Here is a 24,628-nt window from a genome sequence, read left to right as displayed (position 1 = left end):
TAAAAAATTTATAGCCAAATATGCATTATTTTAAATAAATACTATACAAAAAAGTATTTTTAATAATATAAATTAAATGCATATTTCTATTTTATTTATAAACTAGCATATATATCTAAAAATTTATAAAAAAACTTGATAGTAATGCTATCAAGGTTAAGTATATTTTTATCACTTTGTGCTATAATCTGCCAAAATTTTTAAAACAAGGAAAAGAAAATGGCAGATAAATTTGAATTTCAAACCGAGGTCAATGACCTTTTAAATTTGATGATCCACTCTCTTTACTCAAACAAAGAGATATTTTTAAGAGAGCTTATATCGAACTCAAACGACGCACTTGACAAGCTAAACTACCTATGCTTGACTGATGAAAAGTATAAAAGCTTAAGCTACACTCCAAGGATAGATATCAAAGTAGATGAAAAAGCTAAGACTTTAACCATCAGCGACAACGGTATCGGCATGGATAAAGACGAGCTCATCGCAAATTTAGGCACGATAGCAAGAAGTGGCACAAAGGGCTTTATGCAAAGCTTAAGCGGCGATGCCAAAAAAGATAGCTCGCTGATCGGCCAGTTTGGCGTGGGCTTTTACTCAGCATTTATGGTGGCAAGTAAGATCGAAGTTATAAGCAAAAGAGCGCTAAGCGATAAAGCCTATAAATGGACATCTGATGCAAAAAGCTATGAGATAGAAGATGCTAAAAAAGATGGCTTTGGCACGGACATCATCTTGCACTTAAACGACGATGAGTTTGCAAATTCTTGGCGTATCGAAGAGATAGTTAAGAAATACTCAAACCACATCCCTTATCCTATCTTTATGGATAAAGAGAGCTACGTCGCTCCAAAAGAAGGCGAAAAAGAGGGCACTTATGAGACCAAAAACGAGCAAATAAATAAGGCAAATGCGCTTTGGAGGCTAAATAAAGCCAGCCTAAAAGAGCAAGACTACAACGACTTTTATAAGCAAATTTCGCATGACAGCAGCGATCCGCTCCTTTACATCCACACAAAGGCTGAGGGTAAGATCGAGTACTCGACGCTATTTTATGTGCCAAGCACTGAGCCATTTGATCTCTTTAGGGTTGATTATCAAAGTGGCGTGAAGCTCTATGTAAAGAGGGTTTTTATAACTGACGATGCAAAAGAGCTTTTGCCACCTTATCTAAGATTTATCAAAGGTGTGATCGATGTTGAGGACTTGCCGCTAAACGTTAGCCGTGAAATTTTACAAGAAAATGCGATCATGCGAACCGTTAAAGAACAAAGTGTGAAGAAAATTTTAAGCGAACTTGCAAAAGTAAAAGATAACGACCGCGAAAAATACATAAAATTTTACAAACTATTTGGCAAGGTTTTAAAAGAGGGACTTTATGGCTTTAACGCTGAAAAAGAGCAAATTTTAGATCTTTGCCTATTTAAAAGTTCAAAAAGAGATGGGCTTATCAGTCTAAAAGAGTACAAAGAGGCGATGAAAGAGGATCAAAAGTCGATCTACTACATCAGCGGCAATAACGAAAATATGCTAAGAAATTCGCCGCTTCTTGAGAGCTTTAAGAAAAACGATATCGAAGTGTTAATAATGGATGAGGAGATCGATACGATCGTCATGCCAATGGTCAATGAATTTGACAAAACACCTCTAAAATCAGTCTCACATGCTGATATCAACGACGAGATCAAAAACGATGAGAAGGTCGATGAGAGCAAGGTTGCAAACACACTTGTTAAGATGAAAGAAATCTTAAAAGACGAGGTAAAAGATGTTAGGCTAAGCTCAAGGCTCTCAAGCTCGGCTGCGGTGCTAATATATGATAAAAACGACCCTGATTACGCTATGCAAGAGATGCTAAAACAGATGGGACAAGGCGCAAATGCTCCAAAAGTTAAGCCGATCTTGGAGATCAATGCTGATCATGAAATTTTCGCAAAACTTGAGAAAAATGAGGCAATGGTTTATGACATAGCGCCTTTGCTTCTTGATATGGCAAGGCTAAATGAGGGCATGAGCCTAGAAAATCCAGCTAAATTTTCAGAACTTCTAACAAAAGTGATGATAAAAGCTATATAAAATTTGTAAGCCCAAAGAAATTTGGGCTTTTTAAATTTATAGTCTAGTAAAAGCTTAAAATAATGCGAGCCAAGTGAAATTTAGCCTCATTGTTAGCTTAAACTTTTACTTATTTTTTCTTTATATTTTAAAATTTGAGCGTAAATTTCATCTTTCAGTTTTAATTTTTCTTTTTTCAAGGTATCAAGCTCAGAGGCTTGCGCTGCTTTGCTATCTATCTTTTCATTTAGCTCGTCATGCTTTTTGCAAAGTGCGGCAAAATGAACATCAACTTTTTTCAACTCATTTATGAGATCAGTGTATTCGTGTAACATACGTAGCTCCTGTAAAAAATTTATAAATTTTAACAAGGCTTTGTAAATGTTTGGCTATCTAAATTTAGATCTATAAAAGCTTCTGGTATATAGCGGTTAAGCCAAATTTATCACAAAATGCAAAAACTAAACGTATTTTAGTTCTTCTGGCTTGTGTTTGCTCTTTACTAGGCGTTTGGTTAGGCGTATGCCATCAACTGTGCCGATGACTAAAAGCTTTGTGCCAGTGCCGATTAGAGTGTCACCATTTGGCATCGGGATAAATTTATTATTTATGTCTCTAATGCCTACCACGTCAGCATTTGTGATATTTCTTAGGTGCGTCTCTTTTAGTCTTTTAAACCTTATCCAAGAGTAATCAGGCACAAGAATTTCTTCTATGTCGATAGGCGAGCTTTTTGTGTATAGAAATTGCTCGAGTAAATTTTCCATATCAGGTCTTACGCTCATGGCACTTAGACGCTGTGCGACTAGGCGAGATGGGCTGACTACGTTATCAGCACCAAGTTTTTTAAGTCTTTGTGTATCATCTTCACTATCAGAGTTTGTGATGATATGGTAAGGTTTTTTACGACCTATCTCTTTTTCATAAAGTCTAACAGATGCGATAAGTGCGATATTATCAGCTATATTTGGGCTAAGAGTGATTAATCCTTTTGCGCTTGATAGATGCGTTTTTAAAAAGGCGATTTGAGTGTGAGGCTGAGCTTTTATGAAGTATGGATACTTGTAAATTTGAGCTAATTCTGCGATATCTTCTCTGTCGTCAACCACTACAAATGGTATGTGATTTTCACGAAACTGAGCGCTAAGCTCGATCGTGTAGAGGTTGTGATAACAAATAACGAAGTGATTTTTTAGTCTTGCGATCTTGTAAAGCATACGCCTTTCCTTTAAAATGCTAATTAATGTGCCTCTTTTTAGAACTTCTACAACGATACCGATTGATAGTGTAAAAATGATGAAGCCAACAAGGATAAATGTTATAGTAAAAATTCGCCCCTTTGGAGTTATGGGTGCAACTTCGGTAAAACCGACCGTCGTGAAGGTCATACCTGCTTGGTAAAAGGCATCTATGAGAGAGAAGTTATCTATAAAGATATAACCCAGTGTTCCAAAAAGTAACAGTAATACGACTGAAATTAGTGGAAATCTAAAAGGTTTTAGTTGTTCGTAAAGCTCAGTATCTAGGCTTATTTCTGGTTTTGCGGAGTTTGACCAGTTGAGGAATTTTAAAAGTCTTGAGAGAAAAGACATAAATTCCTCTTCATTTTATCTCTTAGTTTGACTGCTTTTTCATAGTTCTTAGAGTAGAAGCAGCAACTTTTATTCTTCTTGTTGTGCCATCTTCTAGAGTAACACGGATAGTTCTAAGATTTGGTAAAAATCTTCTTTTAGTTTTATTGTTGGCGTGGCTTACGTTGTTGCCTACCATTGGTCCTTTGCCAGTTATCGCACATCTTTTTGACATTTTTTTTCCTTATAAACAAAAATTTCTGCTGATTTTATCTAAACAAAACCAAAGTATTGCTTAAAATGGAGATTTATATTTATAAGTTTTGTTGATTTTTTATTTAATTAAGGCTAAAATAGCCCCAAAATAAAAAATCGGTAAAATAAAAATGCTAACTAAAAATCAAATAGATGAAATTTCAAATTTTATCTATAAAATGCCCGATGCTTTTTATGAGTGCCAAAAGCACTTGGATGAGGGCGACATCACTGCTGCTATGGAGCTTTTGAGGGGTAGTGAGACTTTTAAAGCGTACTTTGCTACGATAGTAAATTTAGGCGATTTTGGCGCTCAAAACCACACTAGAGATATCTATGCGATGGCTTATCCGCTAGGCATAGACAACCTAAAAATGATAATTTGCTCTTATTTTGTTTTTATCAAATCTCCAAAAAGATATAAAAATTTTGGTGTAAATTTACACTCGATGATGGAGTTTAATGCCAAATTTCTATCTGACTGGAGCAAACTTTTAAACTATCTTGGGCTAAAAAATCAAAAAAATTTGTTTCTAGCTGCCTACGCGCTAATTTTGCTTATATTTTGCGAGCTGATCTTTTTGAAGTATCCACACTCGCTTAAACATATCGTTGGCTTTTCTGACATGAGCTTTGATAGGATCTTGCAGCGAAGGTTTGACATTTCGCTATTTGGAGTACTTTTAAAGCTTGCAGGATGGGATAGCGACAGGCTCAATAGAGAAGAGGTTTTGGTCTTAAAATACTTTAAAATTTTGCTCTCTTATGAGGCAAGCACTGCTAAATTTTTTGACTTTGGCATAGATAGGATCACCGATGTTAGCGTCCATGCTTCGGCTGATATGGTTATAAATTTAAAAAAGGCTCTTAGAAAATGAAAGTAACTTTTGAGGGCTCTTTAGCCATAGTTAGGCCATTTGGATTTTTAGAGGTTAATATCACTCCTTCAAGCATCAAAAAGGCCGAAATAGAGCAAATTTGCGCAAGGCAGATAAGTGCCATTTTGCTTTCATTAAAAAATGTCACATTTTTTAGCCCACTTTGGCTAAATAGCACATGCGAGCATCTATCAAGCATCGCTAAGCAGATAGGCGCTGAGTTTGCAGTTTGCGACTATGACGATACTTTTTACGAGCTTGTCGCAAAGACTTCAAAAAATATTTTGAGATTTTCACTCTTTGAAAATGAAAAAGTTGCGACGCTATTTTTAAATGATACTTTAGCAGATAGCAGCGAAGCCATCGTGATTTATAACAAAAACGAGCAATACAAAGACTACATCAACTCGCTTTTGGAGCAAAAGTGTTACAAGTGTAAATTTGTAAAAAGCGTAGAAGAATTTAACGCTGCCAAACAAGCCTATAAATACACCATCAGCACCCTAAATCACATCGTTTTAGGCAAAAAAGAGTTTAGCACCTTTGTAAGAGGCGACGTTGTCATTTACAAGACAGCTGGGCTCATAGATAGCTCTTTTGTGCAGAATTTTGACTATAAATTTCACGAAAGGTTGCAAAAGGTAGGCTTTAAATTCTTTGTTTTTTGGTCTGATTCTGTTGGCGCTTTAAATACCATAGGTGCTAGTTTTTTGATAAAGCTATCTGAGCTGAGCCAAAAAAGTGGCGCTATAGTGGCGATTTGTGGCTTAAATGAGGGCAATATCTCAGAGACACTTGCGTCAAATTTAAAAGCGGCAAAGATACTTTTATATAAAAAGATGGATGACTTTTTCAAAGATGACTCGACGCTTTATTTTAAAAAGCGCCTTATCGACATTGAGCCCACAAAGATGAATAAAAACTTGGTTGAGTTTTTGCCACTTGTGATCTCAAGTGTCACAGACGTGCTCTCACCTTTGATAGAGAGTGAAATTTTATGCCTTGATGCGAAGATCAGCACCTTTAACGTAGAGGGTGAAAATGACTATTTGCGGGCTTGCGGGCTCTTTTATGGCGACGTACAGATGAGAATTTTGCTTGGTGTTAAAAAGGACAAGCTTGGTAAAATTTGCTCTATTTTTTCAGATAATGGCGATCTGGAGTGTGGCTGTTTAAGCGGATTTTCTCAAATTTTTAGTATCATTGCAAGCAAAATTTTAGACATTTTCATAGAGAGAAATTTAAAGGTAAAACTTAGCAACTTTAAATTTTTCGAAAATGAGATGTTTTTTGACAGAGCAAGCAGTGGAATTTTTGCCACATTAAATGCAAAAGAGAGCCAAACTGGCGTGATTTTTATAAGTAAATAAGGATTTAAAATGTACGTTGCACCTAGTATTTTGTCGGCTGATTTTGGAAATTTGGCAGCCGAGATAAGAGCCATTTGCGAGGCTGGGTGCGATCTGGTGCATGTTGATGTTATGGATGGGCATTTTGTGCCAAATTTAACCATCGGACCAGTCGTGGTAAATGCCGTCGCAAAGGCTGCTACAAAGCCACTTGATATTCATTTGATGGTTGAAAATAACTCATTTTTTGCTGACCTTTTCTTGCCACTAAAGCCAAAATTTCTAACCTTTCACATTGAAGAAGAGAAGCATCCGATGAGGCTAATAGATCACATCAGAAAAAACGGCGTTAGCCCTGGTATCGTGCTAAATCCGCACACGCCAGTTAGCGCGATCGAGCACATCATCGATGAAGTCGATATGGTGCTATTAATGAGCGTAAATCCAGGCTTTGGTGGTCAGAAATTTATGCCAGTCGTGCTTGAGAAAACAAGGGCGCTAAGGGAGCTAATAGAGCGCAAAAATGCCAAGTGCCTCATCGAAGTAGATGGCGGCGTGAACGGACTAAATGCGCCTGATCTTGAAGAGGCTGGGGCTGATGTCTTGGTGGCTGGCAACTACATCTTCTCATCAAATTCATACGAACAAGCCATTCGCGCCATAAAGCTTGAGTTTTGAAACCAAAAAAACAGCGTTTAGAAAATAGCATTGAAATTTTAGCTAGTCAAAATTTAGGCTATCACGAGTTTATTTTAAAATTTAGCGATATTGAGGAAATTTCATCGCTCATTGACGTGCGTGATCTTGATATGTGGCGAACTCTTGGGCTTGACATCACTAGAAATGAAAGCAACGAGATCGAGCTTGGCACGAGATTTCGAGATATTAGCGAGCAGGAATTTTGCGTCGTAGATATCGAAACGACTGGCGGTACGACAAATGGTCAGATAATAGAAATTGGTGCTATAAAAATGAAAAATGGTGCTGAAATAGGACGCTTTGAAAGCTTTGTGGCAGCTAGTGTGGTGCCTGAAAATATCACAGAGCTAACTGGCATAAAGGCGAGCGATCTAGTCGGGGCGCCAAATTTGCTAAACGTGCTGGAGCGGTTTAAAATTTTTCTTGGAACTAGCGTCTTTATCGCGCACAACGTAAATTTTGACTACGGATTTATCTCGCACAGCCTAAATGAGATCGGCCTTGGCATACTGCTAAACAGAAAGCTTTGCACCATCGATCTTAGCCGCCGTACCATCGCCTCGCAAAAATACGGTCTTGGCTCGCTAAAAGAACTCCTTGGCATAAACAACACCCACCACAGAGCCCTAAATGACGCCATAGCAGCGGCTGAAATCTTTAAAGTCTGCCTCACACGCCTGCCTTTTAGTATCCAAACTACAGAGGATCTCATAAGCTTTAGCAAAAATGCCCCAAGTGTAAAGCTAAAACCAGAGCCAGTTCTAAAAGCTTTGGAGTAGGGCTGGTTTAAATTTAAGCCACTTGGCTGGGAATTTAGAAATTTGATTTAGCTATGACCTATTTAAACGAGATCGTCCATCTTTTCGCGGTTTGTGATCATCATATTTTCAATAACGTCACGATCTATCGCCCTGCAAGCGCTGATCTTTACAAAATCCTTGAAACAACGTTGCCGTTGTGATAAATTTCTCGTGAATGCCTGTTTTTGTATGAGCATAGCCAAGCCGTCGCTACTGATGACGCAGTTTACTAGGCGGGTTGCTTTTGTAGCTAAATTTAGAGCTTGCGTTAAATTGAATAAATTTCTTTTTGTTAAAGCTGCTGGCTAAATTTGGAGTTAAATTTACGGTTTTATGTGGCGATGAACTTTTGGCTAAATTTCAAAGCGTTGCGCCAAATGTTAAAGAGCTTAGGCAGTTTAAAAAGGAGAGTAAAACGCCTATTTGTGTGATTAAATTTGAAAAAGATCGCCCTGTAAAAGAGCTTTTTTCTAAGCTTTTAGAATTTAGAGAATTTTTTAAGCTTTTAGTCGTAGTGGATATGCAAAACTACCTAGAAAACCCATATATGCTGCTTTGGCGTGTGAGAAATAATATAGATGTCGAAAATTTCTGCATGGATGCGACTAGCAAGGACGAGCTGGAGGGCTACACGCGTGACTGGCCTATGCAAACTGACTGCGAGCGCGAAGTAGTGGCTGAGCTTATTAAGCGTGGCGTAGTAAAAGATGAGCCAGAGCTGTTTCATAAATTTGAGATATTTGGATAGGTTTTGACTTATAAAATTAGAAATTAGGCAAGCATATAGCTTGCCTAAACTACGAAAGTTTTTTGATCGCTTCAACTATGAGGTTGCACTTTTTAACGACCGAGTTTATCTCTAGATATTCGTTTTTTGTGTGCATGTTGCCACCAGTTGGACCAAGGCCGTCTATCGTCGGACATCCTGCCGATGCGCTGATGTTGCCATCGCTTAGCCCGCCAGCATCGACCCAAGTGACCTTTGTGCCAGTGGCCTTCGCAGCCTCGTCAAAGACTTTTTTGATATTTGGTAAATTTACCTCGTCTATCATCGGTCCTTCTTCGTTTATGAGGATGCGCTCACAGCTCACTTCTGGCACTATCGGATGAGATAAAATTTCATCCATCTTCTTATGTAAAAACTCCACCGAGCTAGCGTGGCGATATCTCATCTCAAATGTCACGCTGGCAAAGTCTGGCACGACGTTTTGGGCGTCGCCACCTTTTGTCATTATGCTATTAAATGTATGGCCTGCCTTAAAATCAGTGAGTTTTGAGAGCTCAACGATGAAATTTGCAGCCTCCACCACAGCTGAACGGCCACGCTCTGGGTGGTTGCCAGCGTGCGCGCTAACGCCACGGAAATTTAGCACATAAGAGATCACGCCTTTTCTAGTAGCCACCATCGAGCCATCTTCTCTTGCAGGCTCGACAACTAGGGCATAGCGAGACTTCTTGGCTAGCTCTCTTATGGCGTCTTTGGCGAAATTTGAGCCAGTCTCCTCGTGTGAGTTTAAAAAGAGACCGATCTTTAGTTTGCTAAGATCAAGCTCTTTGATGACGTAAAGCGAGAGCAGGCTGCCGCCTTTATCGTCGATCGCGCCAAGTGCATTTATGCGCTTATCTATCTTGCTAAATGGCACATCAGCCTTTGTGCCTACAGGAAAAACGGTGTCCATGTGCCCGATGAATAAAAAGTCGTAGCTTTTTGCCTCAAGGTCGTTTGAGATGAAAAGGCAAGGAGCGACCTTGTCGGTGCCAAGCTCTATGCTTCTGCTTTTTAAGCCTAAAATTTCGGCTCTTTTTTTAAACCAAGCCGCAACTTCATTTACGCCGTCGATGCTTGAAGTTGGGCTTTCGATGTCGGTTAGCTCCTTTAGATCGGCCAAATATTTGTCTATTTCACTATCTTTCATCTTTAATCCTTATATGAGCAAGCTCATCACAAACATCGCTAAATAGGCATTTAGGATGCAAATTCCAAAAAGTACGAGATAGTGTCTGCCTGGTACTTCAAGCACGCCTAAAACTCGTCCCATGTACTGTACAGTCGAGCCAACTAGCGCCATGCCAGGAAGCAAGACAGCGATATCGTTTGCATTTAGCGTACCATCTCCCACAAGCGCTACTAGCACGCCTGCTGAGCCGCCCCAGCTCAAAAATGCAGCCATGAAAACGGCTATGGACTCACCTGGAAGACCAAGTGGAAGCATGATAAATCCTAGAAATTTGCCTATCACGCTAAGTGCGCCAGATACTTTTAAGATGTGGATGATGACAAATGCCATAAGCACGTTTGGGATGGTGTTTTTTACTGCGATGTCCCAGCCTTTTCTAGCGCCCTCTACAAATACGTCGGTTATTAGTTTATTTTCAGTCATCTCTTACTCCTCATCATCTTTGACAAATTTTTTGACATAAAGTCTCATCAAATTTGCTCCAATAATTTTAAAGACAAAGACTATGCCAAGCACCATGGCTATGGTAGCAGGGGCTGTGTTGCCAGCTTTGTCAGTCACTAGTAAAACTGGTGCAAATGAAGATAAGAAATTTGTGATCATCGCACCAGCACTAAACTGAAACGCTGCAAAGATGAGAAGTTCTTTGTGTGAGATGAGTCCATCTTGACGCAAAAATTTAGCCGTTGAGCTACCTGCGTCGGTGCTTTGTGTGCTTGCTATCAAAGAGATAGAGCAACATCCTGGTATGCCAATAAGTGGCTTTAAAACAGGTGTTAGCAGTCTTGAAGCTGCGTAAAGTGCATGGTATTTCTCAAAAATAGCGACAAAGCCAAGTGCGAGCATGACGGCAGGGGCGAGGCTAAGGGCAAATAAAAAGCCACCTTTTGCGCTAGTGCCACTTCCTGTTTTAAACCATTCTGGAAATTGACCTGCTAGTTTGCTAAAGTCAAAGATACCGCCATAGGTGTTTTGTAAAAAACCTCCAAAGAAAACGATCGCAATTGCAAGCGTGATCGTGCCGATGACGAGTTTTTTAGTATCACTACTCTCTTTCATAAAGCCTCCTTTGATTTGGAATTTGTTTAAATATTATAACGCCTATGCTTATGTAATATTTAAAATATAAAATTTGATAATTAATTATGAAATTTTATGAGTAATTTATATATAAAAATTATTATGCGATAAAAGTTAGCACTATAGCGGCTTATAATGTAAATTTAAAGTATATAAAAATTTAGAAATTTGGATTTAAGATTTAGGATTTATGGTAAAAATGGCTTTTAAACTTAAATTTAAAAGCCATTTATCTTTTAGCTCTCTTTTAAAAGCTTGCTTGCAAGCATATCTGCTTTTGCTTTGTCGGTGTCTTTCTTGACGGATTTGTAAATTTTAGAGATGTAGTTTTCTAAAACTTCGTGGCAAGAGATCACTTTTTCGCCCTCGCGTCTAGCTACTTTTGTGTATTCGCCGTTATTTTGTAGCTCAAATGCTAGGTCGTTATCGCTTAGCTGAAGCTCTAAAATTTCAAGCAGCCTCTCTTGCAGTCTTGGTTCAAAGATAGGCGTCATGAGCTCCAAGCGGCGCTCTAAATTTCGTGGCATCCAGTCAGCGCTTGAGATGTAAATTTTTGGATTAGCGTGTTTAAAATATAAAATTCTAGCGTGCTCTAAGTATTTACCGATGATCGAGCGAACTCTGATGTTTTCGCTTTTGCCTTTTACGCCAGGCCTTAGTCCGCAGACACCTCGAACGATTAAGTCGATCTTTACGCCTGCGTTTGAGGCGCGGCTAAGCTCGTTTATCACATCTTCGTCTATTAGCGCGTTCATCTTAGCGATGATCCTGCCCTCGCTGCCTTTGCTAGCCTCCACTCTTATCTTTTCTATGATGCGCTCTTTTATCTGAAAGGGCGACATGCTAAGGGCGTTTAGACGGCGGTTTTTGTTATATCCTGATAGGATGTGAAAAAACGAGGTCGTATCTTGGCTAAATTCCTCTTTGCTGGTAAATAGGCTAACGTCAGTGTAAATTTTAGCTGAGCTGCCGTTGTAGTTGCCAGTGCCAAAGTGCATGTAAAATTTGAGTTTATCGCCGATCTGGCGGATCACTTGGCTAACTTTTGCATGCACCTTAAAGCCTGTGATGCCATATATCACATGTGCGCCAGCATCTTCAAGCGCCTTTGCCCAGTGCAAGTTATTTTCTTCATCAAACCTCGCTTTTAGCTCTACCATCACGGTCACTTGCTTGCCGTCGCTTGCAGCGTCTATCAGACTTTGAATGATCGGTGAGTTTTTATCGACCCTGTAAAGCGTCATGCGTATCGAGATCACCTTTGGATCTTTGCTCGCTTCTCTTATGAAGCTAACGACTGGATCAAAGCTCTCAAATGGATGAACTAGCAGCACATCCTCTTTGTCTATGGCGTCAAAGATCGAGATGCCGTTGCCAAATGGAGGCAGGGTTTTTGGGACGTAGGGCGGGTTTGCTAGGTGGCTGAAGTTCTTACTCCCAGCTATCTCCCAAAGAGAGCTAAGTGTGAGCGGGATGCTTGAAAAGTAGATATCTTTGTGAAAAATTTTCATGTGAAAATTTAAAAACTCTAAGATATCGGCGTCTGCATCTTTATCTATCTGCATACGCACAAAAGCCCCTTTTCTACGAAGCTTTAACCCTTGCTCAAGTATCATCATAAAGTCATCCGCCTCTTCTTCTTCGATGACGATATCGGCATTTCTTGTCACTCTAAAAGCAGCCGAGCTAATGAGCTTATATCCTGGGAAAATTTCTTCTGCGTGGCGGTGCACGATCGTTTCTATTGGCACAAAGACGTTGCTACTTGGCTGGGTAAATCTTGGCAAAACTCTTGAAATTCTTATCATGCCGTATTTTAAAATTTCAGGATGCTCTATATCAGCAAGCTTAACGGCAAGCGAGAAGCTAAGGTTGTTTAGGTGCGGAAATGGATGGGTCGCATCAACAGCGATAGGCACGATAACTGGCAGGATGTTTGAGAAAAAGTATTCGTCGCATTTTTGCTTTAAACTATCATCAAGCTCGTCATAGTTTTTGATAAAAAGCCCCTCTTTGCTAAGCGCATCAACGGTGTTTTTGTAGTGAGCCTCGACTAAATTTTGCTCATCTTGCAGGTATTTTCTGATCTCTCTTAGCTGATCGAGCGGACTCATGCCATCGCTGCTACTTGTCGTCACTCCAGCTGCGAAAAGTTGCTTTAGACCAGCCACTCTTATCATATAAAATTCATCAAGATTTGTCATATAAATGGCTATAAATTTTAGCTTTTCAAGTAAAGGTATATCCTTTTCACACTGAGCGAGCACCCTTGAGTTAAAGCGTAGCCAGCTTAATTCGCGGTTGATAAAAAGAGTTTCATTTTCGCTCATCATTTTCTCCTTATGATTTTTGATTATTTTATGATATGTGCGGTTATAAAGTTCTTATTTTGTTAAAAATTTAGTTACAATAGTGCAAATTTTAAACGTAAAGGTTTCTTATGTCGGATTATATTATATTAGTTGGCATTTTTGTTGTGGCGGTTGTTGTCTTTGCGCTTATCAAAAAGGTCTCTTTTTAGCCTTTAAATTTCTCCCACCACAAGTAGGCAAAGATAAGCCCAAAGCCCTTGACCTTGCTCTCGTCAAAGGCAAATTTCATCATATCTTCTCGTTTTATAAAAACTAGCTCGATATCCTCGCCATCGACGCCGCCGCCTGCATTTACCTTCATGCTCTCATCGATCTTTGCATAAAACATCGTTTGCATGTTGCCGCCAAAGCCAAAAGCGCCATACGTCATCGTGATGCGCTCCATCTCTTTTAGCTCGTATCCGACCTCTTCGACTGCCTCTTCTCTAGCAGTTTGCTCCTCGCTTAGCCCCTTATCCATAAGTCCTGCGCAAAGCTCATAAGTAAAGCCTTGCTCACTTGTTTTGATACCTTCTTTTTCTTGCGAGTACCAAACGGCTGGGCGAAACTGCTTGACAAACAAAAATGCATCTTTTTGCTCGTGATATAAAAATATGCTGACGCTATTCATCACCTTGACGCAGTCCCAGTCCCTTTGCAGGCCATTTTGTTTAAATTTCATCTTAAATGGTTTTAGATATTTTGACTCACCAAGAGGTAAAATTTCTAAATTTGTTATAGTAGTATCCATTTTGCAAGTCCTAAAAAGCTAAAAAATCCTATCGCATCAGTAAATGTAGTAAGAATGACCGCTGAGCCAACGGCAGGATCTATGTTAAAACGCCTTAGCGTCAAAGGTATGATCGTTCCAAAAAAGCCAGCAAAGAATAAATTTGTAACCATACTAAGGCCAATGACTACGCCAAGCATGCCTTTGTCAAACCAAACAGCGGCGATTACGCCCATGATAGCGCCAAAGATTAGGCCATTTACAAGCGATATCGTCACCTCACGCTTTAAAACGCTCTTTGCATCTTTAAATTCTATCTCGCCAAGTGCCAAACGACGAACCGTAACAGCAAGTGCTTGCGTGCCAGTGTTGCCACCCATTGAAGCGACTATTGGCATCAAAACAGCAAGTGCGACGTATGCTGCGATCGTCTCGTCAAAAAGTCCGATGATAGATGAGCTAAAAAGGGCTGTTAGCAAATTTATACCAAGCCAAACCGCACGGCCACGACCCGCTTTAAATAGCGTATCATCCTCTTCTGACTCGTCATCAACGCCGGCTAGGTTATAAATTTGCTCTGTTGCGCTCTCTTGGATGTAGTCGTGGATATCATCATACGTGATACGACCAAGCAGTATTCCAGTACTACTTGTAACTGCGATAACGTTTAGATCGTACTCTTGAAACATATCAGCGACATCTTGCATGAGATCCATATCGTTTGCCATGTGAGGCTTGTAGTGGTCGATTTGGGTTGATTCGATATTTTGTTTTAGCGTTTTTGTGAAGTCAAAGAGGATGAGATCTTCAAGCGGGATGGCGTATTGCAAGACGCTATTTTTATCGATGATGAAAAGCTGTGAGACATTTTCTAGTTTTCCTTCTTGCTTCTCTTGTCTTAGTCTTGCAACTGCGCTGCCAAGCTTCTCTTCAAGATGAGCTGAAAATAGCTCTGTTTGCATGTGCGCACCAGCTCTATCCTCATCATAGCTTCTAAGTCTTAAAATTTCGTTTTGATTTTCTTTATCTAGCTCGTTAAAAAGCTCTCTAGCTTTGTCCTCATCGATGTCTTCGATGTATTGGAGTAGGTCGGTAGCATCGTCGCTCTCTAGCTCTTCAAGCGCTTCTACGATCTTTTCAGCTGGGAGCGTATCGATCACGTCTTTTAGCATGTGATCAGGCAACTCTATCGCCACGTCACCCAAAATTTCAGGATCTAGCTTTTCAAGATACTTGGCAAAAAGCTCCTCGTCATGCTTTTTAAGTGTTTTTAGGTGCTGGGCTAGCTCGTATGCAGAGAGCTCGCCGTCTTCTAAATTTTCATCTAAATGCTGATCTATCAGCTCTTTTGCTTCTTCTAGTTCTTGGCTCAAGTTTTACCTTTAAAAATCTATTACGTTAGGGAAAAATTCCACCTTGTGATACTCTTTGTCGTTGCTTAGAGCCTGTTTTATCAGCTCATCATTTCTATTTATGACTGCTTTAAATTTAGCAGACTCTTTTTTGTCTTCTATATTTTTTACGACCTTGATGGCGCTTTCTGGATTGATCGGTTTGCCGCCTAGATAGAGGCCAAAGTGCAAGTGTGGGCCAGTGCTCATGCCGCTTGTGCCAACGTATGCTATCAGCGTGCCTTGTTTTACTTTTAGACCGCTTCTTATGCCCTTTGCAAAGCCATTTAAGTGGGCATAAAGTGTCTCGTAGCCACCAGCGTGAGAGATGATGACGGTTCTACCATAACCACTCTTTTGTCCGACAAATTTGACCGTGCCATCGCCTGCAGCCTTGATCGGTGTGCCTTTTGGAGCACCGTAATCAACCCCAAGGTGCGCTCTATATCTTTGAAGGATCGGATGCCATCTTTTTAGGGTGAAATTTGATGTGATCCTAGCGTTTGCAAGAGGTCGAACGAGCAAAAATTTGTCATTTTTCTTGCCGTTTTTATCATAAAATTTATCTTCAAATTTATACATCACGTAGCGTTTGTTTTTAGTTTCTATCATCGCTGCGTAAATTTCAGGCGTGCCAAAAGAGCGCCCCATGCGTAGTTTTTGGTTATAGACAATAGCGATCGTATCGCCTTTGTTTATCTTTTTAAAATCGATCCCGCTGCCGCTAAAAACCTCTTTAAAACCAAGTGCTAGCGTGCCAGAGCCGGTGTAGTCAAAGATATCTTCAGAGACCGATTTATCGACTTTTAGGGCTAAAACTTTATCTTCGCTTTGGTATAAGATCGGGATAAACTCAAGCTGAAATTTACCCTTGTCATCTCTATAAATATGTATCTGAAGCTCGTCACTAACGGGGATGAGAGCTTGTTTAACTTCGCCGTTATCGTCTTTGTAAATTTGATATTTTGTGCCAGCGATGATCTCTTCTGTTAGCTCTTGATCTTCGCTTGCTAGGTTGTAGTAAAGTGAAAGTGGGATTTTATTTGCCTCTAGGAAATTTAAAAAGCTGCTGCCATTTGGCCAACTAAGCTCATCGACAGTTGGTTTTATGGCATATAAATTTATACATAATATTGCAAAAATCACAAAAATACGAGGCATCGATATCCTTTTAAAAAGCTGGGAGGGATTTTAACTAAAACTTGCTTTAATTTTGCAAAAGATAAAGCATTTTAGGCTATAATCGCTCTAAAAATTTAAACTTAGGAGATATTTTTGAAACGTATAATCGTGATTTTATCGCTGTTTTTTGGCTTTGCTTTTGGGGCTGATTTTTCTTTAAATGAGTATAGAACTCCTCTTATTAGCGTCGAGAGTGACGGCACAGCAACGATAGTTGATAGCCCTGAAATTTTGATCGGATCAAGCGGCGTTGTGCTTCATAAATTTGACACTGATAGCTCTATCATCGCAAGAGTGAGCGTTGTCTCAAAAAATGCTGGCTTTGCGAAGGTTAGATTTGAGGTGTTTGACCTACTTGAGCAAAAGGCTCTCCCACTCCCTGGCATCGCACCTGCAAGTGGCGATATAGTCGTGCTAAACTACCTTTATAACCGCTCACTAATCGTCGTGCCAAATAAAGAAATTTATGAAGAGGTTTTGGGCGCATTTCCTAATATGATATTTATCCATCCAGACCTTGTTGGAGCATACTTAAGCTACGAATACAAGCCAAATCCAAGTAGAGATGACTTTAGAAAGATGTGTGCTCAAAGTGCAGCTGGTCTTATCTTTGTCGCGATGGATGGCAGAAGCGTTTTTGCTGATTGCCAAAGCTTTAAGGTGCTAAAAGAGTTTAAAACTGGCGAGGTTGAGTACTATCAACTGCCATTTTACACAAGAGTTAGCGACATAGACACTGTATTTTGGAAGCTAAATAGCGAGCACATCAACAACTACGATGCTCACTACGAAAAACTTTTTGAAGAAGACAACTGATAAATGAGCCGTTTGTCCTTAAGCAAGAGCGATTTAAAGAGTGGTTTAAATTTGCTAGCTGCTCTTAAGGACAAAGAGCTCTTTCACTACGCAGCAAGCCTTAGTTTTCACACGATCTTATCTATCATACCGATACTTCTTATATCGTTTTCTATCTTTACTAAACTGCCTAGCTTTGAGGATTATTACGCCAAAATTCAAGACTTTGTCTTCTCAGCTCTTTTGCCAAGCAACCAAGAGATCATCTCAAACTACTTGCAAAATTTCCTCCAAAATAGCGGAAATTTAGGCATAGTTGGCTTTGTGGCGATGATATTTACTTCAGCTATGTTTTTTAGCGATTATGAATACGTAGTCTTAAAAGTGACAAGAGCTAGCAAGGCTAGGGGCTTTTGGTCGGCACTTAGCTCATACTGGACGCTCATCACGCTTGCGCCACTTGGCCTTGCTGGTAGTTTTTACCTCTCAAGCCTTGTGCAAGAGATGCTAAACTCGACTAAATTTACAAGCTGGATAAATTTCTTAAGTATCGTGCCATATCTCATCATCTGGGTGATATTTTGCGTCACATATCTCATCTCTGTAAATGACGAGATAAAATTTAAAAGTGCGTTTTTTAGCTCATTTGCCGCCTCGCTCGTTTGGTATCTTGGCAAGTCAGCCTTTGTCTATTACGTCCTTTACAACAAGACCTATCTAAGCGTATATGGCTCGTTTTCAGCTGTGCTTTTCTTCTTTGTCTGGATATATATCTCGTGGATCATCTTTTTATATGGGCTTAAATTTTGCGCCTATCTCTCAAACAGCTCTAAATTTAAAGGATAAATTTATTGCTAGCTGGCAATTTTAAATTTACCAGCTAGCAGAATATGCAATATTTTACGTGAAATTTTATGTATCTAGCGTTTAAACTCGCAAATTTCTATCTTTATGCCAAGCTCTTTGCTAAATTTACTAACAGCCTTTTCAAGCTCGTCTTTGTCAAAGCAGATAAGATCAACATAAGAGTGCTTAGTGCCAGTCGCTGCACCCATGCCTTCGCAAAAAGTGCTAGTTTCAAGCTCATCTTCTATCTTAGTTTTGCTATCAATGCCAAACTGCACGTCGCCGCCGTGATACAATACTAAAAAGCAGAAATTTATGCCAAGCTCGTAGGCTTCATTATAGATATCGCTTTTGCCGTCATAGTATTCATTTAGCAGTGGGATTAGGCTTGTATATCCCATAAAAACATCATCTCTTAGTGCGTCTGAGCGAGGTTCGAGCTCATAAAAGCTAAACTGCTTTAGCGGCTCGCTTGATGCCTCTTTGCCAAATTTATCATCTATAAGATCAGCAAAGTCAGTAAGCGCGACTCCTTTTTCTCTTGGCTCATCTACGATCTCAAAGTCGCCAAGCGTGTTTATCATCGCTGTCTCGCCAACAACGTTGTCGCAAAGTATGAAAGCTAGCGTATAGGCCTTGTTTTCATCTTCGTTTTTTAGCTTGCTTAAAGTCTCGTTGTATAGGCACATATCCACGCTTTTTTCTTCAAAATTTGCATAGACCATGACCTCGTTTGCATCAACACTCACGCCATACATCTGTATAGTGGCTACTTCGCGCGGTGCACGTTGTTTGCCAAGTGTGCAAGTAAGCTTTGCCTCATACTCTTTTGGCATGCGTGATTTGATAAATTTAAGCCAAAAAAGCCTATATTTCATCCCTTCTGGAGTGAGCACTAGATCGATCTTATTATCAACAAGACCTATCATAAAGGTTGGATCGACTAAACATAAATTTAGCGCCTCCTCAGTCATTTTACTCGCTGTTTCGTAATTTTTATCCTCTAAATTTTGCTTGATCTTGTCTAAATTTTTACCAAGCTCGCACCAAAATTTATCAACACTGCTAGCAAAGCTAGTGCCCTTTTTAGAAAACCACATTTTTATCCTTTTTGTTAAAATTTTCAACATTTTTTTGAGTATAAATTTTCATCGATGGAAATTCTAACGCACTTAGTTTGTCATAACCAACTTCGTTAAAAACGCAGCCTGTATCGATATCTGCGCTATTTTTATAAAATTTCACCTCTCTTACTGGCGTGTGCCCATAGACGTTAAATATGCCACTAACTTGCAGCTCATCGCCTCTGCCTGAGAGCAGGTGCCTTCTAAACTCTTCGCTAGCATATTTATCGTTTCTTAGCTCCCACATATTGCCAACGGCTGAGTGAGAGACTACCAGATGCTCGCCATTTTGGGTTTTATGGTCTTTAAATTCCAGATAAACTGGCCTGCTTTCTAAAAAATCCACATGCCTTTGCTTAAACTCCGTGCTTTGTCCAAGATATGATCTATATGTCGCCTCGCCACCATTTCCAAAGAACCAGCTCCTATCAAATGGCACTTTGTTGTTTAAAAACTCAAATTTATTGTTTAGTAGCCTTCGCTCGTGATTTCCCATTACCATTTTATAGTCATTTTGCATGATAAGTTCGACCACGTCGCAGCTAAAAAGCCCCCGATCTATCACGTCGCCAACAAAGCAAATTTGAGATTTTTCTTTGTTTGGAAACTGCTTGATAAGCTCTAAAAGCGTGTTAAAACAGCCGTGAACGTCGCCGATAATGTAAATTTGCTCGCTCAAATTTTCTCCTTTGGTGCAAATTTTAGTCTATTAAGCTTAAAAATAAAGATTGCGATTTGCTGATAAATTTAGAATGAAATTTTATTTATGAAATTTAAAGCAGTAGGGGGGGCAAAACCCCCTAAAATCATTGTGCGTAAAAGCCGCTGACCTTGCCGGTAAGGTCGATCATGATGTTTTTCATCTGAGTGTAGTGCTCAAGTATGATCTTGTGCGTCTCGCGGCCGATACCTGAGTTTTTATATCCGCCAAATGGGCTTCCTGCTGGGATTTGGTTGTAAGTGTTGATCCAAACCCTGCCAGTCTCCATAGACCTTGCTACACGAAGTGCTTTTGTGATGTCTTGTGTGAAAATACCGCCACCAAGGCCGTATTCGCTGTCATTTACCATTTTGATAAGCTCGGCTTCATCTTGAAATTTGATGACAACGCCAACTGGTCCAAAGATCTCTTCCTGAGCCACTCTCATATCGTTTGTCACATCAACTAGCAGCGTTGGCTCGACAAATGCGCCCTTATCGCAACCATTTGCGGTGTAGGCTTTGCCACCGACTGCCACCTTTGCACCTTCTTTTTTGCCGATCTCTACGTACTCTAATATCTGCTCAGCTTGTTTTTTATTGATCTGAGAGCCCATTTGAGTCTTAGGATCAAGCGGATCGCCAACTTTTATAGTGCTAAATTTCTTAACCGCAGCCTCGATAAATTTGTCATAAAAACTCTCTTCTACGAAAATTCTAGACCCTGCGCAGCAAACTTGACCTTGGTTAAATAAAATTCCAAGCTGAAGGCCGTCAAGCGCCTTGTCTAAATTTGCGTCGCTAAAGAAGATATTTGCGCTCTTGCCGCCAAGCTCAAGTGTGGCTGGGATGATACGGCGAGCCGCAGCTATGGCGATATCGCGGCCGATCTCGGTTGAGCCAGTAAATGCTAGCTTGTCAAGGCCTGGGTGGTTTTTGATCCACTCGCCACTCTTGCTACCTCTGCCAGTTACTATGTTTATTAAGCCTTTTGGCAAAATTTTATCTATCAGTCTAAATAGCTCAAGCACGCTTAGGCTTGTCTCGCTTGAAGGCTTAAAGACGCTCGCATCGCCTGCTGCGATCACTGGAGCTAGCTTCCAAGCTGCCATTAAAAATGGAAAATTCCAAGGCACGATCTGACCTACGACGCCTATTGGCTCGCGCAAAACGATAGAGAGTTGCTTCTCGTCAAGCACGTTTGCGCTGCCTTCTTCGCCCATGATAACGCCAGCAAAGTACCTAAAATGCTCTGCTGCAAAAGGGATATCGACATTTAGTGTCTCACGGATTGGCTTGCCGTTGTCCATGCTTTCAACTTTTGCGAGGTGCTCTTTGTGCTCATCGATGATATCAGCGATCTTGTTTAAAAGCCTTGCTCGCTCGCTAACTGTGGTGTGTTTAAATTTATTAAAAGCCTCACGTGCAGCACGAACTGCGTCATTTACATCTTCTTCGGTAGCGTCAGCGATCTTTGCAAGGTGCTCGCCGTTTGCTGGATTTTTGGCATCAAGTGTAGCGCCGTCTTTTGCGTCACGCCACTCACCATTTATGAAAAGCCCGTATTTTTCAAGTAGTTTCATACTTTTCTCCTTGATTAAGATTTTGTAAAAGGATTATAATATTAATAAAATTTATCAAAAATAAATTTTGGACATAAATTCTCTTTTTTAATAAATTTTATTGTTTAGAGTAGAGTGGTTTTAAATTTAACTCTGCCAAGTGAGCAAAAACGTAGTCTCGCCATCAAGCTCGCTTTGGCATTTTACGGTGATGTCATTTTTCTTGCAGCACTCTTTTACTAAATTTAGTCCTATGCCAAAGCCACCTTGATCGTCATTAAATCTCGTGTAACGATCAAAAATTTTCATCTGCTGCTCTTTGCTGATGCCACGCCCAGTGTTGCTTATGCTAAAGAAATTTGACTCTAAAATGATGCTAACCTTTGAATTTGGCGCTGCATATTTTGAGGCGTTGCTTAAGAGGTTGTCTAAAATTTTACTCACATCTTCAAGGTCTGCATTTATGAAACTAGGCTTTAGGCTAGCCTCTATCTTAAGTCCGCGTTTAGCAAAAAATGGCGAGAAGTAGCTAAGTCTTTGTGTGGTTAGTAAATTTAGATCGATTAGCTCTTTTTTGCTTGGTTTATCTAGGTTAAAGCTTAGATGAACGAGTGCGTCATAGATGCCGCCTAGGCTCTTTGCGGCAAGGCTGATGTTGTTAAAACGCTTTAAATTTCTCTCGTTTAAATTTTCAAGATCGGCCGTTTCTATGCTCATAGAAATGACGCTTAGGGGTGTATTTATCTCGTGCGTTGAGTCTTTTATGAAGTGATTTAGCGTATCTATCTTTTCATAAAGTGGCTTTAGGCTTAGTTTTGCTAAGTAAAAGGCGACAAAGAGCAGGGCGAAAAGGAAAAAGAGCGCCTTTAGTGTGGTTGAAATTTGCAAAGATAAAATTTCAACCTTGATATCTTTGCCAACTAGAAAAATATCAGCGTGCGATAGCTCGTCTGTGGCGTTGTCCTCCATATACTGGATCTTTTCAAAGATCGCTACCTTGCCGTCTATCAAATTTACATTTTTGCCTTTGTTGATATTTTTGCACTCAAAATCTTTATAAATTTTCTCACCATTCTCCAGCACGATACAAGCATGTACGCCCTTTTCGTTTGTGAGGCTTGAGACCGAGTCTAGGCCATTCATCCTGGCTTTCATATATATGCCCATCTTGATCTCTTTTAGGCTTTTTACCTCGTTTAAGATGAGTGCTTCTTTTTTATTTTGGTAGTCGTGTATAAAAAAATAGCTCAAAAATAGCACAGAGCTAACAAGATAAAGGGATAAAATTTTAAATAAAATTTGCGTCTTTTCAGACATAGATGTAGCCGTCTCCACGCTTGTTTAAAATGGCATCTTTGCCTAAAATTTGGCGTAAATTTTTGATATATACACGAAGGCTAAGCTCGCTTGGCTCCTCGTCAAATTTCCAAATTTTATTAAAAATTTCATCTTTGGTTAAAATTTTGCCCTTGTTTTGCAAAAATAGGGCGAGCAGGTCGCTCTCTTTGCTCGAGATATTTATATTTTCGCCGTTTTTACTTAGGGTTTTGCTCTGTGGGTGAAAGCAAAGATCATCTAAAATTTTGATCTCTTCGCCGTTTTGGTGTGAGAAATTTCTTTTTATGAGAGCTTGCATGCGGATAAGTAGCTCTTTTAGCTCAAATGGCTTTTTTAGATAGTCATCGCAGCCGCTTTTGTAGCCTTTTTCAAGGTCGTCTATGGTGTTTAGCGAGGTGGTAAATATGCTAGGTGTTGTGACGCCAAGCTCACGTAGCGATGAAAGTAGGGAGAAGCCGTCGCCTTGCGGGAGTTTGACGTCTAGTATAAGTAGGTCAAAATTTCGCTCGTATGCAAGATCTAGTGCGTCTTTGGCATTGTTTGTAGTGGTGACATCGTAACCATTTTCGCCCAGATACTCGCTTATTAGATCAAGTAATGTTTCATCATCTTCAACAAGCAAAATTCTGACCATCAAGCGCCTTTACATGCCTTTTTTCATTTCGTCTTTCATGCCCATGTCGTCTTTTTTCATACCCATGTCATCTTTTTTCATTTCGTCTTTCATGCCCATGTCGTCTTTTTTCATACCCATGTCATCTTTTTTCATTTCGTCTTTCATGCCCATGTCTTCTTTTTTAGCTTCGTGTTTTTTGACTACATGTTTTTTGGCACTGTCTTTTTTGACCATGCTCTCTTTGTTCATGTCGTCTTTTTTCATTGCTTCAGCTGCATTAGCAAAACTACCAAACATAAACATAGCACCAAGTGCAACTAAGATTAACTTTTTCATAAAGTCTCCTTTAAATTAAATTGTGTTGCAATTATAGTCACTTAGTGTGAAATAAGTGTGAATTTACGCAAATACAAAATAGATAACTGGAAGCGTGATAAATGAAAATAGCACGCCTATGGCCACTGATGAGATGGCTAGTGAGCTATCAAGTCCAGCTTTTATGACCATCGCACTTGCAAGGGCTGATGTCGGCATCGCACATTGAAAGAGACCAACGACCCAAGTTTTGCTCATCTGGATACCTGAGACTTTTAATATGATGAAAAACACGATAGCTGGCAAGATCATCTTACACAAAAGCACGACGCTAACGCCTTTATATGAGCTTGTGATGCTACTAAAGTTAAGACCAACACCGATCGCAAAAAGTGCCACTGGAGTGACGCTGCCTTCAAACATCCTAAGTGGCGCAAAGATAAAATCTGGAAGTGGGACTTCTTTTAAGATAAGACCCATAATGAGCGCGATAAATGGTGGAAATTTTAAAATTTTCATTGTATTTTGAAATAGCGAAACCTTCTCTGGTGCAGCAAAAGATAGGATGAGTGGTCCAAGGATCGAAAGTGGGATACCAGTGGCTATTTGATCGTAAAAGATGACCTCATTTACCATCTCATCGCCAAAGAAGCCCTGAATGACAGGCATACCGACAAATAGGGTGTTACCAAAAAGGCTTAGCATGACCATACTAACGGTTGTTATTTTGGTAAATTTAAAGACCTTGCCTATAACAAATGCCAAAGCAGCACTAATGGCGGTTGATGCAAAGCCGATTAGGATCGTGTTTATAAGTGAGGCATCGACATTTACGTGGTAAATTTTATCAAAGATTAGCGCAGGCATTGCAAAACAAAGGACAAAATCCACAAATGGAATCGAGTGCTTTTGCTCAACAATGCCGACTTTTTTAGCAAAAAAACCAGTTGCGATTATGAAAAATATTGCAAAAAGTGGTGTGAAATTCATAGCAGTCTCTTTTAAGTTTGGAATTTACAAAGAATTGATTATAT

25 protein-coding genes are annotated in these 24,628 nt (G+C 39.8%); 8 read left to right on the top strand and 17 right to left on the bottom strand.

Translation table 11 applies throughout. The features are described 5' to 3' along the window. Window positions 1-219 precede the first annotated feature (219 nt). Entirely contained in the window at window positions 220-2,076 is a 1,857-nt protein-coding gene (gene htpG, locus F3G91_RS00765) for a molecular chaperone HtpG (protein WP_149700395.1), read from the top strand. 92 nt (window positions 2,077-2,168) lie between these two features. Here htpG and F3G91_RS00760 read toward each other — a convergent pair whose 3' ends face one another. From F3G91_RS00760 to rpmB, 3 genes are all read right to left on the bottom strand, one after another. Then, the gene (locus F3G91_RS00760; RefSeq protein WP_149700394.1) at window positions 2,169-2,390 is read right to left on the bottom strand and encodes a DUF465 domain-containing protein; all 222 of its coding nucleotides are present in this window, start codon (window positions 2,388-2,390) and stop codon (window positions 2,169-2,171) included. 126 nt (window positions 2,391-2,516) lie between these two features. Next, complete coding sequence (locus F3G91_RS00755; RefSeq protein ID WP_009293929.1) at window positions 2,517-3,647, bottom strand: potassium channel family protein; 1,131 nt, start codon at window positions 3,645-3,647, stop codon at window positions 2,517-2,519. Window positions 3,648-3,669: 22 nt separating this feature from the next. Beyond that, on the bottom strand, window positions 3,670-3,861 hold the full coding sequence (gene rpmB, locus F3G91_RS00750) for a 50S ribosomal protein L28 (protein WP_002942221.1): 192 nt from the start codon (window positions 3,859-3,861) through the stop codon (window positions 3,670-3,672). Between the two features lie 151 nt (window positions 3,862-4,012). Here rpmB and F3G91_RS00745 point away from each other — a divergent pair, with 151 nt between their 5' ends. The 5 genes from F3G91_RS00745 (at window position 4,013) to F3G91_RS00725 (ending at window position 8,355) form a co-directional block, all read left to right on the top strand. Next, window positions 4,013-4,759 carry a hypothetical protein gene (locus tag F3G91_RS00745; protein ID WP_087583190.1) on the top strand — a complete coding sequence of 249 codons (747 nt, stop codon included), beginning with the start codon at window positions 4,013-4,015 and terminating at the stop codon, window positions 4,757-4,759. Next, on the top strand, window positions 4,756-6,129 hold the full coding sequence (locus F3G91_RS00740) for a prephenate dehydrogenase (protein WP_149700393.1): 1,374 nt from the start codon (window positions 4,756-4,758) through the stop codon (window positions 6,127-6,129). The genes F3G91_RS00745 and F3G91_RS00740 overlap by 4 nt, the downstream gene beginning before the upstream one ends. A 9-nt stretch (window positions 6,130-6,138) precedes the next feature. Then, complete coding sequence (gene rpe, locus F3G91_RS00735; protein ID WP_103598776.1) at window positions 6,139-6,786, top strand: ribulose-phosphate 3-epimerase; 648 nt, start codon at window positions 6,139-6,141, stop codon at window positions 6,784-6,786. After that, window positions 6,783-7,586, top strand: coding sequence for a 3'-5' exonuclease (locus tag F3G91_RS00730; protein ID WP_149700392.1), 804 nt, complete (start codon window positions 6,783-6,785; stop codon window positions 7,584-7,586). The genes rpe and F3G91_RS00730 overlap by 4 nt, the downstream gene beginning before the upstream one ends. Before the next feature lie 310 nt (window positions 7,587-7,896). After that, on the top strand, window positions 7,897-8,355 hold the full coding sequence (locus tag F3G91_RS00725; protein ID WP_223227795.1) for a hypothetical protein: 459 nt from the start codon (window positions 7,897-7,899) through the stop codon (window positions 8,353-8,355). Window positions 8,356-8,404: 49 nt separating this feature from the next. On the opposite strand, the gene F3G91_RS00720 is transcribed toward F3G91_RS00725, so the two are convergent. The 7 genes from F3G91_RS00720 to F3G91_RS00690 form a co-directional block, all read right to left on the bottom strand. Then, window positions 8,405-9,523 (bottom strand): M20/M25/M40 family metallo-hydrolase, encoded by a 1,119-nt coding sequence (locus F3G91_RS00720; protein ID WP_149700390.1) that lies wholly within the window; start codon window positions 9,521-9,523, stop codon window positions 8,405-8,407. 9 nt (window positions 9,524-9,532) lie between these two features. Then, on the bottom strand, window positions 9,533-9,988 hold the full coding sequence (locus F3G91_RS00715; protein WP_103589757.1) for a YjiG family protein: 456 nt from the start codon (window positions 9,986-9,988) through the stop codon (window positions 9,533-9,535). A gap of 3 nt (window positions 9,989-9,991) precedes the next feature. After that, a complete protein-coding gene (locus F3G91_RS00710; RefSeq protein ID WP_009293921.1) occupies window positions 9,992-10,624 on the bottom strand; it encodes a nucleoside recognition domain-containing protein in 633 nt (210 codons plus the stop codon). Window positions 10,625-10,881: 257 nt separating this feature from the next. Further along, on the bottom strand, window positions 10,882-12,999 hold the full coding sequence (locus F3G91_RS00705; protein ID WP_223227823.1) for an RNA degradosome polyphosphate kinase: 2,118 nt from the start codon (window positions 12,997-12,999) through the stop codon (window positions 10,882-10,884). A gap of 163 nt (window positions 13,000-13,162) precedes the next feature. Further along, complete coding sequence (locus F3G91_RS00700) at window positions 13,163-13,747, bottom strand: NUDIX domain-containing protein (protein WP_103569500.1); 585 nt, start codon at window positions 13,745-13,747, stop codon at window positions 13,163-13,165. Next, window positions 13,732-15,099, bottom strand: a complete 1,368-nt coding sequence (mgtE, locus tag F3G91_RS00695; protein ID WP_009293917.1) for a magnesium transporter — start codon at window positions 15,097-15,099, stop codon at window positions 13,732-13,734. The genes F3G91_RS00700 and mgtE overlap by 16 nt, the downstream gene beginning before the upstream one ends. Before the next feature lie 9 nt (window positions 15,100-15,108). Next, complete coding sequence (locus F3G91_RS00690; protein ID WP_149700388.1) at window positions 15,109-16,278, bottom strand: peptidoglycan DD-metalloendopeptidase family protein; 1,170 nt, start codon at window positions 16,276-16,278, stop codon at window positions 15,109-15,111. A 114-nt stretch (window positions 16,279-16,392) separates the two neighbouring features. On the opposite strand from F3G91_RS00690, the gene F3G91_RS00685 reads away from it, so the two are divergent. Together F3G91_RS00685 and F3G91_RS00680 are read left to right on the top strand one after the other, a co-directional pair. Next, window positions 16,393-17,115, top strand: a complete 723-nt coding sequence (locus F3G91_RS00685) for a plasminogen-binding N-terminal domain-containing protein (RefSeq protein ID WP_002942758.1) — start codon at window positions 16,393-16,395, stop codon at window positions 17,113-17,115. Window positions 17,116-17,118: 3 nt separating this feature from the next. Then, window positions 17,119-17,940 (top strand): YihY family inner membrane protein, encoded by an 822-nt coding sequence (locus F3G91_RS00680; protein WP_002942744.1) that lies wholly within the window; start codon window positions 17,119-17,121, stop codon window positions 17,938-17,940. Window positions 17,941-18,014: 74 nt separating this feature from the next. Here F3G91_RS00680 and F3G91_RS00675 read toward each other — a convergent pair whose 3' ends face one another. The 7 genes from F3G91_RS00675 to F3G91_RS00645 form a co-directional block, all read right to left on the bottom strand. Beyond that, entirely contained in the window at window positions 18,015-19,040 is a 1,026-nt protein-coding gene (locus F3G91_RS00675) for a hypothetical protein (RefSeq protein ID WP_149700387.1), read from the bottom strand. Further along, window positions 19,027-19,743 (bottom strand): metallophosphoesterase, encoded by a 717-nt coding sequence (locus tag F3G91_RS00670; RefSeq protein WP_149700386.1) that lies wholly within the window; start codon window positions 19,741-19,743, stop codon window positions 19,027-19,029. Before F3G91_RS00670 ends, F3G91_RS00675 begins: the two co-directional genes overlap by 14 nt. Before the next feature lie 127 nt (window positions 19,744-19,870). Then, window positions 19,871-21,346: an aldehyde dehydrogenase family protein gene (locus F3G91_RS00665; RefSeq protein WP_149700385.1), complete on the bottom strand. Its 1,476-nt coding sequence runs from the start codon at window positions 21,344-21,346 to the stop codon at window positions 19,871-19,873. A 126-nt stretch (window positions 21,347-21,472) separates the two neighbouring features. Beyond that, entirely contained in the window at window positions 21,473-22,642 is a 1,170-nt protein-coding gene (locus tag F3G91_RS00660; RefSeq protein ID WP_149700384.1) for a sensor histidine kinase, read from the bottom strand. Further along, window positions 22,635-23,297: a response regulator transcription factor gene (locus F3G91_RS00655; RefSeq protein ID WP_103567495.1), complete on the bottom strand. Its 663-nt coding sequence runs from the start codon at window positions 23,295-23,297 to the stop codon at window positions 22,635-22,637. Before F3G91_RS00655 ends, F3G91_RS00660 begins: the two co-directional genes overlap by 8 nt. Window positions 23,298-23,306: 9 nt before the next feature. After that, the gene (locus F3G91_RS00650) at window positions 23,307-23,615 is read right to left on the bottom strand and encodes a pyruvate kinase (RefSeq protein ID WP_103586635.1); all 309 of its coding nucleotides are present in this window, start codon (window positions 23,613-23,615) and stop codon (window positions 23,307-23,309) included. Between the two features lie 63 nt (window positions 23,616-23,678). Beyond that, window positions 23,679-24,584, bottom strand: coding sequence for an AEC family transporter (locus F3G91_RS00645; RefSeq protein WP_103608176.1), 906 nt, complete (start codon window positions 24,582-24,584; stop codon window positions 23,679-23,681). Between the last annotated feature and the right edge of the window lie 44 nt (window positions 24,585-24,628).

The organism is Campylobacter concisus (genome assembly GCF_902460715.1).
GTDB classification, from domain to species: domain Bacteria; phylum Campylobacterota; class Campylobacteria; order Campylobacterales; family Campylobacteraceae; genus Campylobacter_A; species Campylobacter_A concisus_AK.
The sequence above is the reverse complement of the archived record's forward strand: the minus strand, read 5'-3'. Positions and strand labels throughout refer to the sequence as shown.

Bases quoted from the DNA above. Each gene is read 5' to 3' on its own strand.
- htpG (WP_149700395.1), top strand. From the start codon at position 220: ATGGCAGATAAATTTGAATTTCAAACCGAGGTCAATGACCTTTTAAAT.
- F3G91_RS00760 (WP_149700394.1), bottom strand. From the start codon at position 2,390: ATGTTACACGAATACACTGATCTCATAAATGAGTTGAAAAAAGTTGAT.
- F3G91_RS00755 (WP_009293929.1), bottom strand. From the start codon at position 3,647: ATGTCTTTTCTCTCAAGACTTTTAAAATTCCTCAACTGGTCAAACTCC.
- rpmB (WP_002942221.1), bottom strand. From the start codon at position 3,861: ATGTCAAAAAGATGTGCGATAACTGGCAAAGGACCAATGGTAGGCAAC.
- F3G91_RS00745 (WP_087583190.1), top strand. From the start codon at position 4,013: ATGCTAACTAAAAATCAAATAGATGAAATTTCAAATTTTATCTATAAA.
- F3G91_RS00740 (WP_149700393.1), top strand. From the start codon at position 4,756: ATGAAAGTAACTTTTGAGGGCTCTTTAGCCATAGTTAGGCCATTTGGA.
- rpe (WP_103598776.1), top strand. From the start codon at position 6,139: ATGTACGTTGCACCTAGTATTTTGTCGGCTGATTTTGGAAATTTGGCA.
- F3G91_RS00720 (WP_149700390.1), bottom strand. From the start codon at position 9,523: ATGAAAGATAGTGAAATAGACAAATATTTGGCCGATCTAAAGGAGCTA.
- F3G91_RS00715 (WP_103589757.1), bottom strand. From the start codon at position 9,988: ATGACTGAAAATAAACTAATAACCGACGTATTTGTAGAGGGCGCTAGA.
- F3G91_RS00710 (WP_009293921.1), bottom strand. From the start codon at position 10,624: ATGAAAGAGAGTAGTGATACTAAAAAACTCGTCATCGGCACGATCACG.
- F3G91_RS00700 (WP_103569500.1), bottom strand. From the start codon at position 13,747: ATGGATACTACTATAACAAATTTAGAAATTTTACCTCTTGGTGAGTCA.
- F3G91_RS00690 (WP_149700388.1), bottom strand. From the start codon at position 16,278: ATGCCTCGTATTTTTGTGATTTTTGCAATATTATGTATAAATTTATAT.
- F3G91_RS00680 (WP_002942744.1), top strand. From the start codon at position 17,119: ATGAGCCGTTTGTCCTTAAGCAAGAGCGATTTAAAGAGTGGTTTAAAT.
- F3G91_RS00675 (WP_149700387.1), bottom strand. From the start codon at position 19,040: ATGTGGTTTTCTAAAAAGGGCACTAGCTTTGCTAGCAGTGTTGATAAA.
- F3G91_RS00665 (WP_149700385.1), bottom strand. From the start codon at position 21,346: ATGAAACTACTTGAAAAATACGGGCTTTTCATAAATGGTGAGTGGCGT.
- F3G91_RS00660 (WP_149700384.1), bottom strand. From the start codon at position 22,642: ATGTCTGAAAAGACGCAAATTTTATTTAAAATTTTATCCCTTTATCTT.
- F3G91_RS00655 (WP_103567495.1), bottom strand. From the start codon at position 23,297: ATGGTCAGAATTTTGCTTGTTGAAGATGATGAAACATTACTTGATCTA.
- F3G91_RS00650 (WP_103586635.1), bottom strand. From the start codon at position 23,615: ATGAAAAAGTTAATCTTAGTTGCACTTGGTGCTATGTTTATGTTTGGT.
- F3G91_RS00645 (WP_103608176.1), bottom strand. From the start codon at position 24,584: ATGAATTTCACACCACTTTTTGCAATATTTTTCATAATCGCAACTGGT.